This window comes from Breoghania sp. (assembly GCF_963674635.1).
Lineage (GTDB): Bacteria > Pseudomonadota > Alphaproteobacteria > Rhizobiales > Stappiaceae > Breoghania.
In genome coordinates, this window is sequence record NZ_OY771475.1 from 4,310,492 (window position 1) to 4,328,842 (window position 18,351).

The window sequence follows — 18,351 nt, forward strand, 5'->3', positions numbered from 1 at the left end:
AGGCGCGTCATGAGTACACCGAAGCCCAAGAAGTCCGTCGCCCTGTCCGGCGTCGTCGCAGGCAACACGGCCCTTTGTTCCGTCGGGCGTAGCGGCAACGACCTGCACTATCGCGGCTACGACATTCTGGATCTCGCCCGCCATTGCGCATTCGAGGAGGTTGCGCATCTGCTGGTCCATGGGGAGCTGCCCACCACGGCGGAATTGGCCGCTTACAAAACGAAGCTGAAAGGCTTGCGCGGTCTTCCCGCAGCCGTTCGGCGCACGCTGGAACTGTTGCCCGCGGCGACCCACCCGATGGATGTCATGCGTTCCGGCGTCTCCGCGCTCGGTTGCGTGTTGCCCGAAGCGGTCGACCACAATCCGGCCGGCGCGCGCGATATCGCCGACCGGCTGCTCGCCTCACTGGGCTCGATGCTGCTCTATTGGCATCACTATGCGCAGAACGGTCGCCGCATCGAGGTTGAAACCGACGACGAGACGATCGGCGGCCATTTCCTGCACCTGCTGCACGGTCGCCCTGCGGCGTCGTCACATGTGGCGGCGATGCAGGCGTCGCTGGTGCTTTATGCCGAGCACGAATTCAACGCCTCCACCTTTACCGCGCGCGCCATTGCCGGAACCGGGTCGGATCTCTATTCGGCCATTACCGGGGCCATCGGCGCGTTGCGTGGCCCCAAACACGGCGGCGCGAATGAAGCGGCCTTCGAGATCCAGAAACGCTACCGCGACGAACAGGAGGCGGAGGCCGATATCCGGGAACGGGTGGCCGCCCGGGAGGTCGTCATCGGTTTCGGTCATCCGGTCTATACGATCGCCGATCCGCGCAACGAGGTGATCAAGGAGATCTCGCGGGATCTGTCTGCGCAAGCCGGGTCCATGCGCATGTTCACCATCGCCGACCGGATCGAGGCGGTGATGGCGGAGACGAAGAACATGTTCGCCAACCTCGATTGGTTCAGCGCGGTTTCCTATCACATGATGGGCGTGCCGACGGCCATGTTCACGCCGCTCTTCGTGATCGCCCGTACCGCGGGATGGGCTGCGCATGTCATCGAACAACGCCAGGACAACAAGATCATTCGTCCTTCCGCCAATTACACCGGACCGGAGCTTCGCAAATTCGTGCCGATCGATCGGCGCGGGACAAGCGATCCGCGTTCGAAAGCCGCTTGAAGGAGCGACCATGCCCTATCTCGTTTCATCTGATCTTGCCCACGAGCCTGCGGGTGCGCGTTTTCGCGCGCTCGTTGACGCGGGCGGCATCGCGCGGTTGCCGGGTGCCCATAATGGCATGGCGGCCCTTCAGGCGAAGGCGACCGGTTTTCAGGGGCTCTATCTTTCCGGCGCGGCGATGACCGCACAGATGGGCCTGCCGGATCTCGGCATCATCACCGTCGACGAGGTTGCCTTTTTCATTCGGCAGATCGCGCGGGCAAGCGGTCTGCCGTTGCTGGTCGATGGTGACACCGGCTATGGCGAGGCGCTCAACGTCATGCACATGGTGCGCACCTTTGAGGATGCAGGCGCCGGTGCGGTCCATATCGAGGACCAGTTGCTGCCCAAGAAATGCGGTCATCTGAACGACAAGAAGCTCGCCGCACCGCAGGATATGGCAGCAAAGGTGGCCGCGGCGGCGAAAGCACGCCGTCATCTCTACATCATCGCCCGCACCGATGCGGCGGCCAGCGAAGGCCTCGACGGGGCGGTCGCCCGCGCCAAGCTCTACATGGAGGCGGGTGCCGACGCGATCTTCCCCGAAGCTCTGACGTCGGCGGAGATGTTTCGCGACTTCGCCGCCCGACTGCCCGGCGTGCCCCTGCTCGCCAATATGACGGAGTTTGGCAGGACGCCGTTTTTCACTGCCGACGAATTCGAGGCAATGGGCTTTGCCATGGTGATCTGGCCGGTCTCGTCCCTGCGTGTGGCCAACAAGGCGCAGGCGGATCTCTACGCCACCTTGAAGCGGGATGGCAGCACACGAGCCATGTTGGAGCAGATGCAGACGCGAGCTGAGCTCTACGAGACCATCGGCCTTGCCGACTATGAGGCCCTCGACGGCTCGATCGTCGCGACGCTCCTCGCTGCCGAAGACGGTCGCGCCAGTGGCGGGGCAGGATGCGGTCAGTAGGCTCGGGCCGTCCCGTTCCTCGCCGCGGTGCCGGATTGGGGCGCCGATCCGCCCGGTTCCACCTGCCTGTCGCGAAGGGCGGCAGATCTGCTTGCCGGATTGCGTGTTGCCGGGCAATCGACGCCGACTGACACTGCATCGCACCCGGCAAACCGATGCAGAACGGCCTCCACGAAAGCTGCGACGGCAGCTTGAAGGAGGAGGACCGGCAAAGACCTCGTTCGTCGCTCGACATTATGATGCCAAGCGAGTTCGCCGTGGAAATGGCACCGATACCCAAGGCCGCATGAGACCCAAGACCAGCTCCTTGTGTCTTCAAGTTACCGGAAGAACGGCGGGGCTTCGGTCATCGACACGCTCCGTCCCGGCCACGGAAGAAACAATCCACAAACAGGAAATACAATCGCCGTTCATATCCCCCGGCGTCCTCCCTGCGGGCCGCAGCCCTAAGCCCCACAGGACATCATGTCCAATAGGCATTTTTGCATTTTTCGCCAATGCGTCGGAAATCGCAGCTTCTGCGCCTGCCTGCCGCAAAATGGACAGTTGAAACAATCCTTTGATCCGGCTCTACTGCCACAGCAGTCCACGGAAAAGGGCAGGCCTGCCTTGATATCACGGTTGGTCGGAGGGCGGGTGAGATGATACGACGTTTTCTGAAGTTCATTCCTATAGTTTTTGCCACGATACTCGTTGTCACTCGAGCTAATGCCTGGACCCGCGACGAGTTGCAGGAGCCATTCGATCCGAGGGAACTGACATCCGCGGAGATCCGCTTTCTCCAAACCGGTCTCGCATTCCACGGCGAATACGACGGGATGATCGATGGCAAATGGGGGCGGGCCAGCACTCGGGCTTTGGTCCGTTTTGTCGAGAAATACGATTTACCCATATCTTCCGACATTCCCCGGTTCGCCGTGGCAGGACTTGGTTCTTTCACGAACAGCGTTTTGAGAGCCGGAGGATGGACACGAAAGTTCTTTCCAAATTTGAATATTTCCTTCCTTGTTCCGTCATATTCGGAAAAAAACCGGGCGAGGCTATGGAGGGATAACAATAGATTCTTTCGAATGGAAAATAAGATACCTTCTAACAAATGATAATACAAATGAAACGAGTGCCGCTCACGCAGGCATTCTTAGAATGCATCCTGTCTCGACCTATAAAATTCGAAAAAAAGATCTCATGATTTCGTTCGGAAAAAACCGTGATGGTGTTTCAATCTATCTGCGATCCGATCACCAACGTCACGGGAGGTGGAGTTCGATAGCGATTCATGCGTCTTATATGACAACTCTCGCGGCGGTTGCCGGGAGCATAACCAAGGGACGGGGGCATCCGATACGCCTTCCGGCGGACGGCGAGTTGGGAGAAGCGGTCCGTGCATTCGATTCAAGTGTGAAGGTCAAACGCAAAGAAAAGCAGGTTCATCGCGAGAATCCACTCGGCCGCGACGATGTTCCGGCGCCACCTCCGGAGACCGATCGCGGCACGACGGGTACAGGCTTTGCCGTAACCGCTAACGGCATGATCCTGACCAACAATCACGTGGTGAGAAATTGCCGCGACATCACCGTTGACGGAACCCCCGCCAAACTCGTTGGCTCGGACAAGGACTTCGACCTTGCCTTGCTGAAGGTGGCAGGTGGAGACGCGACGGCTTTCGTCAGGTTCGCTGCGCTGCCGGCGCCTCTCAATGCCGACGTAACCGTAGCCGGCTACCCGCTCGCCGGCTTGCTGGGCGGCCTCAATGTGACCCGAGGCGCAGTGACAAGCGCGAAGGGCATGCTCGATGACACGAAAAAGATGCAGATCTCCGCACCTATTCAACCGGGCAACTCCGGCGGTCCCGTCGTGAATGCGCGCGGAGAGCTGATTGGCGTCGTTGTGGCCAAACTGGATGCGAAGCTGGTGTCTAAGTACATCGGCGATATTCCGCAGAACGTGAACTTCGCCGTTCGTGGAGAGATCGCAAAGCTCTTCCTGATGCAGAATGGCGTGGCGCCTGCAATTTCCAACGCCTCCTCCGCGATTCCCCCCGAGCTCATCGCCACGCGGCTGCAAGCCGTCACTCACTTCATAGAGTGCAACTGACGGAGATCGAGAAGACTTTCGCAATCTCGACGCAATCGCGGTTTCATCTCTGAAAACCCTGCGATGCGCCGCTGCCTGACGTTTCTCCCGTGAATCAATTCAGTTTGGAATAGGCTCTGGCCTGAGTGGAACGACCAGAGATGTCGCGCAATTCGATTTTCCCTAGAGCAGATCAGGAGGACAGCCTCTTTCCCATTTTAAAGAAGGCACTGAAATATCGTCCGGAGCCTCCACAAAGGGTAGAAGATCGCATGGCAATTCCGTAAAACGCGGAATCTGCTAATCTTGGAATTTCTACTGATGAAACTGGCTTATCGCCCTGAAATCGACGGCTTACGGACGCTGGCTGTCGTTCCCGTCGTCTTGTTTCACGCGGGCTTGGTGCCCTTCAAGGGAGGTTTCGTCGGCGTCGATGTGTTCTTTGTGATCAGCGGCTATCTCATCACGAGCATCTTGCTTGCCGATCTCTCCAAAGGTTCGTTTTCGCTTCTGAGGTTCTATGACAGGCGAATTCGCCGGATCATTCCCGCCCTCCTTGCGGTTTTGCTGACATCATTCGTGTTCGCCTACCAGTGGATGTCGTTGCTGCAGTTGCGCGAGTTCGCCAAAGACGTGGTGGCGGTCGCACTGTTCGGATCGAATATTCGCTATCTGTCGGGCAGCGGCTATTTTGATGCAGCAGAGCAATTGCGTCCGCTGCTCCATACATGGAGCCTCGCCATTGAAGAGCAGTTCTACGTGGTGTTTCCACTGCTGCTTTTCGCTGTCTGGCGTTGGTGGCGGTCGCGCCTGCTGCCGAGCATACTCATCCTTCTTGTGAGCAGCCTCGTATTCGCAGAGTACATGTCCCGGACAGATGCCCTGCTGAACTATTACCTGTTGCCGACCCGGGCGTGGGAATTGCTCGCCGGGGCCTTTCTCGCGACAAAGGGCGTAAGGCCCGGGGGCGCTTCCCGCGGGGTTGCAGAAATAGGGGCAGGGGCTGGCGTCCTGCTCATTGTTGTGTCCATCTTCCTGCTCGGCGAGGAATTTCGATATCCAAGCCTTTGGACGGTCCTTCCCGTTGGCGGCGCGATGCTGGTAATCGCCTTTGCCGATCAACGCTCGTTTGCTGGACGCGTGCTTGCGAGCCGTCCCTTCGTCGGCATCGGGTTGCTCAGCTACTCGTTCTATCTCTGGCACCTGCCCGTCTTCGCCTTCTCGAGGATACGGTTCGGGCAAGAGAACCTGTCGACCTGGGATTACTGTGTTCTTATCGGTTTTTCCCTTGCGTTGTCCTGGATCACCTATCTGGTTCTGGAACGCCCGATCCGGCGGCAGGCATTCGCTACGACGCTCAAGGTCGGAGGCTTGGCACTCGCTGCTACGATCCTGCTGATCGCCGGCGCGCGTTTCACCGTCATTCAGGCCAAGCATGGGCTGCCGTTTCGAAACCCGATTATGGTGGAGCTTGATCGCAGATTGCGAATGTCGCCGGGGTTAAGTGAGCATTGCGATGGTGAAGTCGATGAGCACTCGTTCTGTAAGACCGGTGAGGCGCCTGTGATTGCCGTTTGGGGAGATTCTCATGCGCGCCAACTCGTGGACGGCATTCTGGCTTCCAAGCCGGACGTATCATTGATCCAGTTGGTCAAGCCCTCTTGCCCACCGGATGCGAATCCCACCAGTGCCCCGGAAACAAGCGATGCTTTGTCATGCCGCGACTTCAATCGGCGCGTAAAGGCGTGGCTCTCCAATCAGACCTCCGTCACCCACGTTGTGCTTGCCATGCGTTTGAGTTCGCACACCTCGAAATTCAATTCCGGCTCGGACGAGCCTGCTGCTTCAAGTGACGGGGGAGAGGAACGTGACAAGCTAATGCGAACGGCCGACTGGATCCGCCGCCAGGGGATGAAGCCCGTTCTGTTCACCTCACCGCCCGCGACGGGCATGCCGGTGGGGCGTTGTCTCTATCGGGCGCGAGCTTATGGTGGGGAAATCGAAAAGTGCTCCATGCCTATAGAAGACGTTGTCAGGTACCAAGGCAACATCGATAAAATATATAGATCTCTGGAGTTGAGTATGAAGGTTGTTCGGTTGGAGAAAGCCTTATGTGATCAGGCGACGTGCCACGCCACAGTTGGAGACGTTTATCTCTATGCCGATTCCAACCATCTCACTTCAGAAGGCTCTCGTTATTTAGGCAAGAAGATGGGTTTCTATGATCTGATCATGGGTGATGACCCTTCGACGCGAAGAGGCGTCCGGATCTATTGATCGGCCTCAGATAAGTGGTTTGGGCAGCCTCTTGGCCTGGGGCAGCAGCAGGGGAGGCTCCGAATGCAGGGGGGCTGTCTTAACCGTCTGGCTACACCGCCACAATTGGCACCGACCTCATGGCAGCCTAAACTCAAAGCCGCCAATCAGCCGCCTCAATCTGACCGGGGACAGCCTCTTGAGGCTCCACAGTTAGAGCGTCAGAGTTGCGCCGCCGGAGGCCGGACGCTTGACCGATGGCTTGCGGCGAGGAGCGCCGAGAAATCGCGCGGCTCAGCTGCTGCAATTCATGCAGCCCACTCGATGGTCAACAGGTTTGGGTTCGCTTTGCTATTGCTGGGTTTGCCGCCCGCACTCCAAGTCCATGCCAACTGCGACCCCACCAAGCCAAGTGCGGCCAGATTTGCGGATTCATTATTGTAATCCTGTCCGCCATAAACCGCGCATCCTAAACGCACCGCATCTCGGACCGCTCCTGCGCCTCGTCCGGCACCCAGACGGCGGTGAGTTCAGCAGCGTGCAGCAGCTCAGCCTGCGTCTCCGCATCATGGAGATCGGTCGTCACGGTCATTCGGTCAACGCGGCATCTACCCAGGTTTTGGCCAAGACAAACACTTGTTGCCCAAAGGAATTTGAGGCGCTCAACGTCGCGGCCTGCATCGTACAGCGATGCCTCAGCCCAGTTATTCTACAGTCGAACCAAGCGTCAAATCAGTTGTCAAGAAGTCGGCCGGGAACCACGTGTCAATGCGCCAAGTGCCCGGGAATTGCGATAGTATATGCTTTCCGAAGCGCGGCGCGATGGGTTCGATCGCTACACCAATAGTCACGAGAGTCGCGGCAACCAGACGTGCCTCTGTTCGGAACTGGGGCGCGGAGTGAGCGTACATCTTGTCCGAGCGCGTTTGTGCGGAATGAAGATACCGGGAAAGCCCATCCACCAGGGATTCCACATGCCGGGCGGCGGCTGAGAAATCCAAAACAGACAAATCGAAGCTATTTCGAATTGCTGCCATGGCTGCCTTTGTCGCCATGTACATGTTCACATCATCCCGGCTCCAAGCCCCCGGCATCGGTATCGATCGAGAGGTCATGTTTTTCCGCAGAAAAGCCAGCGCTCCCGAAAGGGTGCCAATAATCCGGCCCTGCCAATGATCTGTAAGCCAGCGGTCGAATTCCTGTGGCAAGAAGTCGACCTGCTGCCCCACGGGGCTATTGCGGGCAATGTAGAAGCGGAATGGATCTGCATTTGTCCCATCAATGAACTCATTGACCCAGACAGCATGGTTCCGGGAAGTAGAGAATTTCTCGCCATTCAACAGCAAGAACTCATTCATGACGACCATGCGCGGCGCCGATTTGCCGAGCCCGAGGACAATCATCAGGGCAGGGAACAGAACGAGACGACCGAACGCATTATCCGCACCAAAAAGTGCGACTGTTGTCGGAATCTGCTCAGGCCGAAGTTCCTCGAAACGAGACACGCCATAATGACGCGCGCCAAACGTTTCCAAAGCAAACAGGTAGCGAACGACGCGTTCCAGGACGTCTGTATATTTCTGGTCCTCGAAGCCAGGCCGAGCAACCGCAATTCCTTCAGAGTACGGATTGGAGAGGCAAACATCAGGCAAAGGGCCTGCCAACCACTTTTCGATGTAAAGTCGGGCTCGGGTGGGTAAAAGTGCCGAAGCTGCATATTGCCGTATGGCATCACGCAGCAACTCAGTGCGTAGAAACAACCGCTTCAGCTTTCGCCGGACAACAAGTTTGCCTTGATAATCAGTAACCTCCCCGAGGTCAGCGTCTGTGACCGTCGCACCGCAACTCTCGCACTCGGATGTTGCCCCGGCACTTTGACAATGGGGGCAGACACCCTTGGCCAATGCCTCGATGCGAAATTCCTGCATTTCCTCATCGAAGGGAGCGTCACGTTCGATTTCGGCTAGCAAATTTGCTTCATCCAGGCGTGAGAGCAGGCGGTGGCAAATCGAATCGAAGGTTTTGGGTTGTTCGCATTCCAGAAACAGGTCGAAATCTATGTTGAGCCGCCCCAGCGATTCCCGGATACTGTCAGTATATCGCCTTGCAACTTCATAGAACTCGCCGCCATGCTTTTCCGCATTGATCCGTAGATATTGCAGATGCCCCTGGCAACCTTGCAGGTGCAGCACCTCTCGGCCGGCTGAACGCAATGCACGTGCCGCAAAATCAGCTTGAAGGAATGGCCCACTGGCATGCCCAAGGTGCATTTCGCCGTTCGGAGTAATCATCGGCGGCTGCACGATCACCGGGCTGCAGCCATCCAAGTTCGCGTCCAGCGATTGCTCCGCAGCATCGGCGAAATAGGCGGCATCTGTCCACCAAACAGCATGCATGATGGTGTCTTCTCTGGGAGACTCGATGCGATGAAACTGCAAAGGCTCGACGCGAATGGAGTCTCCTTGATTCAATTCGATTTGATGATCGTCCATCCAAATGCGTAGACTTCCCGAGATCACCGTCCAGAATTCTATATCGTTGTGATTGTGGTATTCGGTGATTGAGCCTGCGGGATAGGTGATGAGCCGCACGCTAACCTTGTCTTGTTCTTCAAATGGGTTCGTCGCCCCCCTTTGGGTGGGGTCCGGTTTTGCATGAAACGTTTCACGACGAGTACGGCGTGAATTTAGCAGGATATCAGTCATGGCAACTGCCCTCCTCAAGGATGCGTTGTGTCGGGTGACTGCCGGTCCAGCAAATGCTGGTTCCGCTTCCGTTGGGGCCAAGTTGCCGGACGATGTCCTCAAAACAAGAAAAGACGAAATCGCTTCGATCCGCCGCCGGAAAAATACATCGCGCCGGATGTTCAATACGCATTCCGGCAACGAGAGCGGCGATGGAACCGAGTGCCGTCGCCCATGCCATAGCTGAAAATCCCGAACAGGGATCCGTTCGCACAACAATCTCGCATTGCCGATGATCTTTCTGGGCTCGCGCAGCCAACAACACGACGTCTTCGCCCCGTGGTGTGACGGCGGCTGCTTTTTCGTCCGGACTTAGGTCGGAAAGTGCGAATGCTGCAAAACCCGGCCAGCGCAGCGTCCGTTGGTGCAAGGTCGGAACAGTGCTGAGGCTCGGCTCGCGCAACGTCTCAGGCAACAAAGCGTCATCGTAGCATTCCAGGACCCCAAAGTCGGGAAAGAGCACTTGCTCTCGGGTGTCAAACCGAGGGCGCTTCACTTCACATCCATTGATGCGCGCGAGGCCTGTTCGGTTGATGAATGCGCTTTCCGTGGCGAAATTCATTTCATGCCAGGCGGGGGGCGAGGGAGTGCGAGGCAGGCCGCCGCAATAGGTCTCGATGCGGTCGGGCACGCCCATCTTCTTGTGCAGGACCTGAAGCAGCGCTTCCGTCAGGCCAGGCTCAAGCCCGGCTCCGAAATGGATAGGTCGCCGGACAAAAGCTGCCGGGTCGATGTCGGCGGGTCTTCCCACGACCAAAAAACGGATTCCCTGCGAGAGACGCAGGTCCAATGGGACAAGCAGAGGATAGGCCTCCACATGGGAAAGCGCGAAAACAACCGCACAGTTTTTGGCTGGAGTGTTGGAAAAGAACCGGCTCAGCGCGGATGCTATTTTCTCAGTATCACCGGAGATAAATAGCTCCGTTTCACTGTTCATTCTTTGCGCACAATAGGGGGCGTCCACCCGGTCGATGACCATGGCCCGGTAGTCCCCCAATCGAGCGGTGACAGCCTCAATAGCGGCGCCAACGCGACCGCCACCAATGATTGCAATATGCTTCGTCATAAGGTGCGTTGTTTTGAATAGCGCGAGCGATAAAACCCAAACTCGGCCACCACCATGGACATGGCGATCAATCCCGCGATGAAAAAGAGCTGATTGTAGCCATGGGCGGATACGAGAACGCCGGCCGCCAGCGGGGTCACGTAATACGAGATGAAATACGCTAGGCTGAAAGCGACCAAAAAGAAGCTTCGCGTAGAAACCGTGGCATATTTTACGGTCTCAGCTTGAACGATCGGATAGGAGAGGCCGTAGAAAACACCCAACGAGACGGCGGCCATCCCATATAGAAGGTTCGATGATGGCCCTGCAGCCAAGGCGAATAGGGAAATGCCGAGGCACGCTGTCAAGATGGGAAGGACAATCCGATTGTCTCGCTTGGCGATCCAGCCGCCCAATACGAGGCGCGGCACCATAATTCCAATTGCCCAGCACGTGAAGAATACGGAAGAACTCAGTCCATTCTGCTCGCCGAAAACGACTTGGAAGTTAATGATAATCGTGAATATTGCGCTTTGCAGAAGAACCATGAATACGAAAAACGAGGCCGGAGACTGCAGAATTTTTCCGATGCTAACTGTCCGGGATGTTTCGCTTGCTGTCGGAGAGGACAAACCATCAGCCGAACCGCCGGTGGTTAACGATGCCATAAACCCCATCAAAGACAGGGCAACTAGCAGGCCGAATAGGTATGAGAAGCTATCGTCAACTGACAGCACCATCTTGCCCACGATCGGTCCCAAGCTGATGCCCAATGTGCTGAAGGCAGCGTAGACCATGAAGTTTTGCTGCCGTGTTGTGTCGGATGACGCTGCTGAGACTTTGATAGATCCCAAAGTGAAGTGCGTAACCCAGCCTGCCGAAATCAGCGGCACGCACACAAAGCCGAGGATCTTTAGGCTCTCTGGCTGCTGATTTCCATAGAACAAAAGCGTGTATCCCGACACAAAAAAGATCCCGCTTGCGAGGGCTATTTTCTCCACACGCACTTTTTTCATTATATATGGCAAGACCAATATAATAATTATCGCGACAACAGAACTTATGGCAGATGTTGATCCGAAATAGACTTCATCCAACCCGTTTCCCAGGAAGTAGAAGGGAAGAAGTGCCGCGGACCCCATGCAGATGGCGTGAAATATTCTCTCTATTATCAGGATTATGAAAGTTCTCTGAGGGTCCGATTTGAAAATTGCTTGATCTGTCATACTGCAAACTTTCGACTCTGCGGCGCGCCTTGCTGGCTAAGAGGGAAGCTCGTTGCGACGCTTTCTTGATCAAGGGTGTAGTGTTCCCTGCCCAAGATGGAATTTACGATCTTCGCACTTCGCCATGCGCTCAAGCTGAGATTTTGATCAGCCAGGCCATACTGGCTCACACCAGCGTTTTGGAGGAAGAGGCGGGCCTTCGTGGACGTTTTCAGACGCGCGGAAAAATCTTCGTTCAAGCAAATTTCGCCGCTGGGCAGAAAAGTCAGCAAACTTGCGAGGCCGTCCAAAAAAGCCGGAGTTTCGTATCTGTATCCCGTGGCGTAAAGAACTCTGTCGCAGTTAAATTCCTCGCGATAATCAGTCAGTTTATTGCGAGTTATAACTTTGAGATTTCCTTCGCTTTGCTTTGTAACATTTAAAATATCGCAGCTGCATTTGAGGTGAACTCTTGTGTGATCCTCTGTTTCGATACTGTTGCGATAAAGCCGCGTGTAGAGACCCTCCAGCGTCCGCGACGAAATCCCATCGCTCGTCATTTTCAGGGATTCGTTGAGCTGCGCACGAGCTGATTCAGGCAAACTGTAGAAATATTCGGCGAAGGCAGGGGTGTAAATTTCATTAACAAAAGGTGAATCGTCCAGTGGCAGCAGCATCGGACGGCGGCAAATCCAATGTATTGTCGCGGGGGGAGCGGGAAGATTTAGCAGATACTCAACTATTTCTGCTGCTGATTGGCCTCCGCCAACTACGCAGATTGCGCGCCCTGCATAACTTGCGGACGCGTGTTCCGCGAAATTCGAGGAGTGGTATCGGGAGCGATCCGGATCGTCGAAATTGGGGACGTAGGGCGTCTTGCCGATGCCCACCGAAACATTGTTCGCAATATATCGCCCTGAATTGGTTTCCACATGAAACCCGTCTCTCCCTAAGGTGATCGCAACCACTTCGGTGTTAAATTTTGCGACTGCGAGCTTTTTGACGGTCCATGTGTAATATTTTTCGAAAGTTCTTCTGCTAACTGAGTATCTGCTTGCAACAAGAGTTCGGTATATGCTGCCAGTAGATTTCAAATAGGAAAGAAAAGAATATGGACTTGTCGGATCGGCGAGAGTTACAAGGTCTTTTAAGAAAGAAACCTGCAATTCGGCGCCAGGCAATTGCATTCCGCTGTGCCATGTAAAATTCGCAGAGCGGTCGAGGATTGTGGCCCCAGATTGTCCGGCTCCTACCCATAAAGCCATTAGGCTCAGATTTGAGGGCCCGCAACCAATTGCCAAAAGGTCTTTCTTAAAAATCGGACTAATACTCATTTTTGCAAAGGCCTATTCTGAGAATTTCAGCTCTTCAAAGATATTTGATTTCAATACAGGCACGTTGCAGCCAGCGACGCGCACCAATTGGAGTGGACGGGGTTTCGGGCGCGATCTGCCCTTTCCGGCCGTGCAGCACACCGCCGTACCTGCCCTTAGCAACACCATTTGCGATCAAAAGCCCGGTACCTGACGTCATCTCAACGCTGCGGACGCATGAGGCTTTGGCCTCAACAATCGCTGACTTCAGCGCATGAACCGCAGAGCGCCCTGCAGGATCGCGGGTTTGAATACGGTCTTCTTCGTATATTCGAGATATTGTCCAACCGTTGGCGATGGCATCAAGCACGGGCGTTTCATCCAGCGCTCTAGCCTGAAATCCATCGCCACTTCGAACGCTGTATATGGGCGCCTTCAGTTGCTCCAGATTTGCGGGCGTGAGCCTGTCCAGAACATCAGCAACCGGCAGATATTCGGTAAAAACCCCGCTCTGCCCTTGCAAGCAGAGCAGCGCAAGGAAACTTGGTGGCGCCTGAAGAAATACGTTTTCGGCATGAAAGGGCAATGGGGCTCGCCCCCGGCCGGAGGATTCACTTCCGAATTTATCGACTGGATAAATCTGCTGGAGGAAGTCCGGTTGGTGACTACTGGGCTCGCGTTGCAGTTTTGCTTTCATCAGCGCCGTCAGGCCCGATAATACCGTTTCGCTGATACGTCCCTTCGCCCCTACATTCTGGTCCAGGCTGCCCAAATCGGGGAGGGGGGTGTCTATAGGCACGTCCTTGAGGACGAGAACATCTGGCCCCCGGCCTTCGCTCATCGAGGCCAGAAGTTCGTAGAGCTCTGCCGACGTGACGGCCGCAAAATCGGCGCAGAAATCCTCGTGCTCGCATGCAGGATCACGATAAAAATCGTGGCTGCCGTATTTCTGCGCAAGCGCCTTAATATCGCGCTTTTCTGCTCTCGAAAATTCGTACTCAGCGCACGTGCTGTCGACAACTTTGTCAAGCATGAACACTTCCCGCAATTTTCTCTGGTGCCGCCCGTTGCACCACCAGAGGTTCAACTGACGTTTCTGTCGTCTCGAAAAAGAATTTGCCGCCGCTTAGAGGCCTTAAATCGTCCAGCCAGCTCGCCGTTTCATCAAACTCTGCCAGGAATACACGGCCGACAAATTTTGGATTGCGGGCTTGAAGAAACCGCAGGGAGAGCGCTTTTTGTCCATGCACTTCAACAATGCCGTCAATCATCACCTTGCCAGGATGCGATGACATAACCGGTCCGCGCGCCGTGCGTGACAAACCAGATACCCGCGATATCGCAGTGGAGTAGACTTCATGGGCCCGCCAAAGCGGGACGCGAAAATAACCGCAGGGTCCGGTGTCGCGCTCGACAAACATGTAATAGGGGTGGATTCCCATTGCGGTGCAGTCGGTCCAGAGTTTAGCCCAGACTGCGGGATCGTCATTGACGTGCTTCAGGAGAGGCGCCTGTGTGCGAATTGTTGCACCTGTCGCGCGAATGGCAGATATAGCCGACCTCACCTCCGGCGGCTCAAGTTCTCGCCAATGCGTTAGATGAGCCATGAATGCCAGCGATTTCCCCGCAGCAACAATCTCCTCAAATAACGACAGCAGTTCGGCAGCATCCGCATCTGCGAGAAAGCGATGCGGCCAGTAGGTTACAGCTTTGGAGCCAATCCGGATCGTCTTGAGGCTGTCGACTCTTAAGAAAGGTTCCACATACCGCCGCAGGTTCTTAGAATTCATGATCAGCGGATCGCCACCAGTGATCAAAATGTCGGTAATCTCTGGGTGCAGCCGAAGGTAGGACACGGCTTGCTCTGCTTCGCGCGCTTGTATTTTCCACGCCGGCTCGCCGACAAATTGAGGCCAACGGAAGCAAAAACTGCAATAAGCATGACAGGTCTGACCGGCTCCGGGAAAGAACAATGCCGTTTCCGCGTATTTATGCTGTATTCCGTCGACAATATCTTCGCCGAGCGTCGGGATATTGTCCGTCATTTGACCTGCCGGATGCGGATTGAGCTCTCCCCGGACAACTCTCACCGCTTCGTGGAGCTCAGCTGACGTGGCCTTCTGCGCTGCCTCAATCCGGTCAAACTGGCTTTTTGACAGCATGCCTTCCTGCGGAAAGAGCAGCCGAAACATCGGGTCGTCTTCGGGAGCGCTCCAATCGATAAATTTTTCGAGGACGTACTCATTTACGCGAAAGGGAAGAACTTCGGAGGCGACCACAAACAGTTTCCGGTAACCTTCACTCAAATTTTCCCAGTATCGCGATTCGGTGAGCTTTTTGGCCGTCACTGGTCGGTACTGAGCAATCGATTGCAACATGTTCAATCCAAAATGGAACCGCTTGAGCAAACGCTAATGTCGACTTAAAAAATTTGTAAGAACCATACTTGAGGTTTTTGACATGACCACTTTTGAGCGTCGCGGTCTTGCACCTTCACTCCGTTTCCGCTTCGACAAGTCAGATTCAGTTCCGCTACACGAACAGCTTAGAGCACAGTTGGTCGCACTTCTGACCGAGGGGCGGCTGTCTCCGACCCAGAGGATGCCGTCCGCCCGCAGCTTGGCATTGGATAATGGAGTTTCACGGACCACTGTTGAGGAGAGCTACAGTGCCTTGGTGCAAGAGGGCCTGCTGGTCCGGGTCCAAGGATCGGGGACCTACGTCGCACCGAGGCCGGCACACCTTCATGGTGCTATGAAGAGCGTACAGGCGAGTGGTGGTTCCAGCGCTACGTCCAGCGACAACCATGACTGTGGTGCGCCGATCACGTCGCTTGTGGTTGAAACCGAGAAATTCAGGAAGGATTGGAACCTTGCTGCGAAAAATGCACTCCGCAGGTTTCCGAGCCGCCTGCTCGGATATGGGGACCCACTCGGACAACCGACCCTGCGTGAACAAATTGCGTATCATTTGGCAAAGCGCCGCGGTATATTGTGCGACGCTGAACAGGTTATTATTACGTCTGGATCTCAACAGGCGATCTACCTGGCAATAAACATTCTCTTGCAGGCGCGCGATAGAATTATCGTGGAAGACCCTTGTTACCATAACGTAGTCGATCTTTTGCGCTTCCAGAAACTCGACATTCTTCCTGTGCCGGTCGACGATCATGGACTTATTGTCGAGCGCGCACCTCCCGCCCGGGCTGTCTATATTACGCCGTCCTTTCAGTATCCGCTCGGAGTTAAAATGAGCTTGGACAGGCGGCTGCAGCTATTGGCTTGGGCCGAGCGAAATGGGGCCTGGATCATCGAAGACGATTACGGAAGTGAGTCCATCGATCAGAGCTGCGCAGAAACATCTCTATTCACTTTATCCAATTCGGGACAAGTCTTGTATACGGGTTCATTTAGCCGAACACTCTTTCCGGGGTTGCGCCTTGGCTACATAGTTCTGCCAAAATCAATGGTCGATGCATTTGCGCGCTTGAAAAGTCTTATAGATCGCGAGACATCTGTTTTGAATCAGCTTGTACTTGAGGAATTTTTGAAGGAGGGAAAAATAGACCCCTATATTCGCCGAACTTGGAAAGCTTATGAACGACTGAGGAACGTTTTCTTCCAAGAAGCAGAGCAATATCTATCCGACAAGCTCGAAATCACCAAAAAGAGTGAAGGAGTCTTTGCCACTTTGTTTCTGCGCGAGGATCACAATGATGTCACGATCGCCAAACGTGCAGAGGAATCTGGCCTTCTCGTCCGCGCCCTTTCCTCATCCTACTTGAAAACGCCGCCCCGCCCCGGGTTGATGATCTACTATCACACTGTGTCGCTCGATGCTTGTGAGCGACAAGTCCTTGATCTCGCAAGAGCGATCCGACAGTGCGAGGCGGCCCCATGCACAGGCTGAGTGTGGGACGGTTGCAAGCGCACTTTTCTCCGCACGTTGATGCGCGTGAATTCGATGGATCTCGTTCGAATTCGGAAAGTGAGACGGAACGCCGATGGCGTGCTCCCCGATTGCTACGCCGCGCGCCGCAACTGAGGCAGTCGCCCAACTTTCCATGCCGCATGTCGGTGATTGAAAACGAAAAGCCCCGGACCAGAAGGCCCGGGGCTTTTCTCGTGTCGGTCACGGCGTCTTCGGCCGCTCAGGAATATGACCGGCCGTGCGTGCGATGGTTCACGCAGCTTTCGTATTGTTGGCAGCGCGCAGTTTCTCGAGGATGTTTTGCGGGGAGGAGACGCCATAGGGGTCGGTCTCGCAGTTGTCGGAGTAGCCTTCCTCGACGAACCACTGCTCGACCTTGCCGTCATTGACGATGGCCGCATAGCGCCAGGAGCGCATGCCGAAGCCGAGATTGTCCTTGCACACGAGCATGCCCATCTTGCGGGTGAACTCGCCGGAGCCGTCCGGGATCACCTCGACATGCTCGATGCCCTGTGCCTTCTTCCAAGCGTTCATCACGAAGGTATCGTTGACGGCGATGCAATAGATCTCGTCGATGCCCTCGGCCTTGAATTCGGGATAGAGCTTCTCGAAGTCGGGAAGCTGGTAGGTCGAGCAGGTCGGCGTAAACGCGCCCGGCAGGGAGAACAGAACGACGCGCTTGCCGGCGAAGAAGTCGGCAGTGGTCTTGTCTTCCCAACGGAACGGGTTCGAGCCGCCGATGGAGTCGTCGCGCACGCGGGTGTGGAACGTCACATCGGGAAGAGACTTGTCATACATCTGATGAGGCTCCTAGTTTTTAAGTAGTCGAATTTGAAGTATCGGTTGGCTTGAATTTCGGACGATCGGGCTCCCAGGTCAAGTACGAGTCTTGTGCAATGCACTGCAAGAATGCTCTCGATAAGACAATGAGTTGTGGTGCCGTAACGACATGAACTGTGCGGGTGCAGCTGGGGGCGGACCGGAGGCGATGCTCGCTGCATGGCTGCTCCTCGCTCCCAAGACACATTGGTTTCACGGGCATGCCTTAGGGGGAGGTATGCACCATGGGTGTACTTCCTAAGTAGCGTTGCGCATATTGTCGCTGATGCTAGTGTCCGTCTGCCGGTTTCGATGAAAAATTGCACGACCTGAACGAAATCCGTTGGGGTTCTTCTCTGTTGAGAAAAACGCGCTCTAGGACGTGGACGAGTGCCAGAATGGCATCCGGCTGACAGGTCGCGTCTGTGTGTCTCCATTCGGCCTGAGCTTTTCCTCCGGCGAGAGGTCATGCCGATACGGGTTTGTTTGGAGCTGCCGTTTTCGGACGAACCGGATCTCCGGCGTGTTCAGTTTGTTGGACCGGCGGTGTCAAGTGGAGGAGACAACATGTCTGAAAACTCATCAAACAACGCCTATTGGTCGGCCAATATGCGCATCATCGTGGTCAGCCTCGTCATCTGGGCGTTGGTCTCGTTCGGATTCGGCATCCTGCTGCGCCCGCTCCTGAGCGGTATTTCAGTCGGCGGGACCGATCTAGGCTTCTGGTTCGCTCAGCAGGGATCGATCGTGGTCTTCCTGGCGATCATTTTCTTCTATGCCTGGCGCATGAACAGGCTCGACCGCGAACACGGCGTGGACGAAGAATAAGGGCTGG

The 18,351-nt window shown here is 55.7% G+C and carries 14 protein-coding genes and 2 pseudogenes; 8 read left to right on the forward strand and 8 right to left on the reverse strand.

The window, feature by feature from the left end; all coding sequences use genetic code 11:
• Positions 1–9 precede the first annotated feature (9 nt).
• From prpC to ABGM93_RS18670, 6 genes and pseudogenes are all read left to right on the forward strand, one after another.
• Positions 10–1,176 (forward strand): 2-methylcitrate synthase, encoded by a 1,167-nt coding sequence (gene prpC, locus ABGM93_RS18645; protein ID WP_321502020.1) that lies wholly within the window; start codon positions 10–12, stop codon positions 1,174–1,176.
• A gap of 10 nt (positions 1,177–1,186) precedes the next feature.
• Positions 1,187–2,131 (forward strand): methylisocitrate lyase, encoded by a 945-nt coding sequence (prpB, locus tag ABGM93_RS18650; protein ID WP_321502022.1) that lies wholly within the window; start codon positions 1,187–1,189, stop codon positions 2,129–2,131.
• 125 nt (positions 2,132–2,256) lie between these two features.
• A pseudogene (locus tag ABGM93_RS18655) lies at positions 2,257–2,421 on the forward strand (integrase core domain-containing protein); the annotation flags it as partial.
• An 853-nt stretch (positions 2,422–3,274) separates the two neighbouring features.
• A complete protein-coding gene (locus ABGM93_RS18660; RefSeq protein ID WP_321502024.1) occupies positions 3,275–4,225 on the forward strand; it encodes a serine protease in 951 nt (316 codons plus the stop codon).
• 300 nt (positions 4,226–4,525) lie between these two features.
• On the forward strand, positions 4,526–6,481 hold the full coding sequence (locus ABGM93_RS18665) for an acyltransferase family protein (RefSeq protein ID WP_321502026.1): 1,956 nt from the start codon (positions 4,526–4,528) through the stop codon (positions 6,479–6,481).
• A 79-nt stretch (positions 6,482–6,560) separates the two neighbouring features.
• Positions 6,561–6,677: pseudogene (locus ABGM93_RS18670) on the forward strand (IS481 family transposase); the annotation flags it as partial.
• A 252-nt stretch (positions 6,678–6,929) separates the two neighbouring features.
• Here the strand turns inward: ABGM93_RS18670 and ABGM93_RS18675 are convergent.
• From ABGM93_RS18675 to ABGM93_RS18705, 7 genes are all read right to left on the reverse strand, one after another.
• Positions 6,930–7,052: a hypothetical protein gene (locus tag ABGM93_RS18675; protein WP_321502028.1), complete on the reverse strand. Its 123-nt coding sequence runs from the start codon at positions 7,050–7,052 to the stop codon at positions 6,930–6,932.
• Positions 7,053–7,164: 112 nt separating this feature from the next.
• The gene (locus ABGM93_RS18680; RefSeq protein ID WP_321502030.1) at positions 7,165–9,165 is read right to left on the reverse strand and encodes a class I tRNA ligase family protein; all 2,001 of its coding nucleotides are present in this window, start codon (positions 9,163–9,165) and stop codon (positions 7,165–7,167) included.
• Positions 9,158–10,270 (reverse strand): hypothetical protein, encoded by a 1,113-nt coding sequence (locus ABGM93_RS18685; RefSeq protein ID WP_321502032.1) that lies wholly within the window; start codon positions 10,268–10,270, stop codon positions 9,158–9,160. Before ABGM93_RS18685 ends, ABGM93_RS18680 begins: the two co-directional genes overlap by 8 nt.
• Positions 10,267–11,346, reverse strand: a complete 1,080-nt coding sequence (locus ABGM93_RS18690) for an MFS transporter (RefSeq protein ID WP_321502034.1) — start codon at positions 11,344–11,346, stop codon at positions 10,267–10,269. The genes ABGM93_RS18685 and ABGM93_RS18690 overlap by 4 nt, the downstream gene beginning before the upstream one ends.
• Before the next feature lie 125 nt (positions 11,347–11,471).
• Complete coding sequence (locus ABGM93_RS18695) at positions 11,472–12,788, reverse strand: SidA/IucD/PvdA family monooxygenase (RefSeq protein ID WP_321502036.1); 1,317 nt, start codon at positions 12,786–12,788, stop codon at positions 11,472–11,474.
• A 34-nt stretch (positions 12,789–12,822) separates the two neighbouring features.
• The gene (locus ABGM93_RS18700; RefSeq protein ID WP_321502038.1) at positions 12,823–13,800 is read right to left on the reverse strand and encodes a hypothetical protein; all 978 of its coding nucleotides are present in this window, start codon (positions 13,798–13,800) and stop codon (positions 12,823–12,825) included.
• A complete protein-coding gene (locus tag ABGM93_RS18705; RefSeq protein WP_321502041.1) occupies positions 13,793–15,145 on the reverse strand; it encodes a lysine 2,3-aminomutase in 1,353 nt (450 codons plus the stop codon). The genes ABGM93_RS18700 and ABGM93_RS18705 overlap by 8 nt, the downstream gene beginning before the upstream one ends.
• 82 nt (positions 15,146–15,227) lie before the next feature.
• Here ABGM93_RS18705 and ABGM93_RS18710 point away from each other — a divergent pair, with 82 nt between their 5' ends.
• Complete coding sequence (locus ABGM93_RS18710; RefSeq protein WP_321502043.1) at positions 15,228–16,676, forward strand: PLP-dependent aminotransferase family protein; 1,449 nt, start codon at positions 15,228–15,230, stop codon at positions 16,674–16,676.
• A gap of 273 nt (positions 16,677–16,949) precedes the next feature.
• Here the strand turns inward: ABGM93_RS18710 and ABGM93_RS18715 are convergent, their stop codons facing one another.
• The gene (locus tag ABGM93_RS18715) at positions 16,950–17,495 is read right to left on the reverse strand and encodes a peroxiredoxin (protein WP_321502045.1); all 546 of its coding nucleotides are present in this window, start codon (positions 17,493–17,495) and stop codon (positions 16,950–16,952) included.
• A gap of 588 nt (positions 17,496–18,083) precedes the next feature.
• Here ABGM93_RS18715 and ABGM93_RS18720 point away from each other — a divergent pair.
• Complete coding sequence (locus ABGM93_RS18720; protein WP_321502047.1) at positions 18,084–18,344, forward strand: DUF4212 domain-containing protein; 261 nt, start codon at positions 18,084–18,086, stop codon at positions 18,342–18,344.
• Positions 18,345–18,351 lie beyond the last annotated feature (7 nt).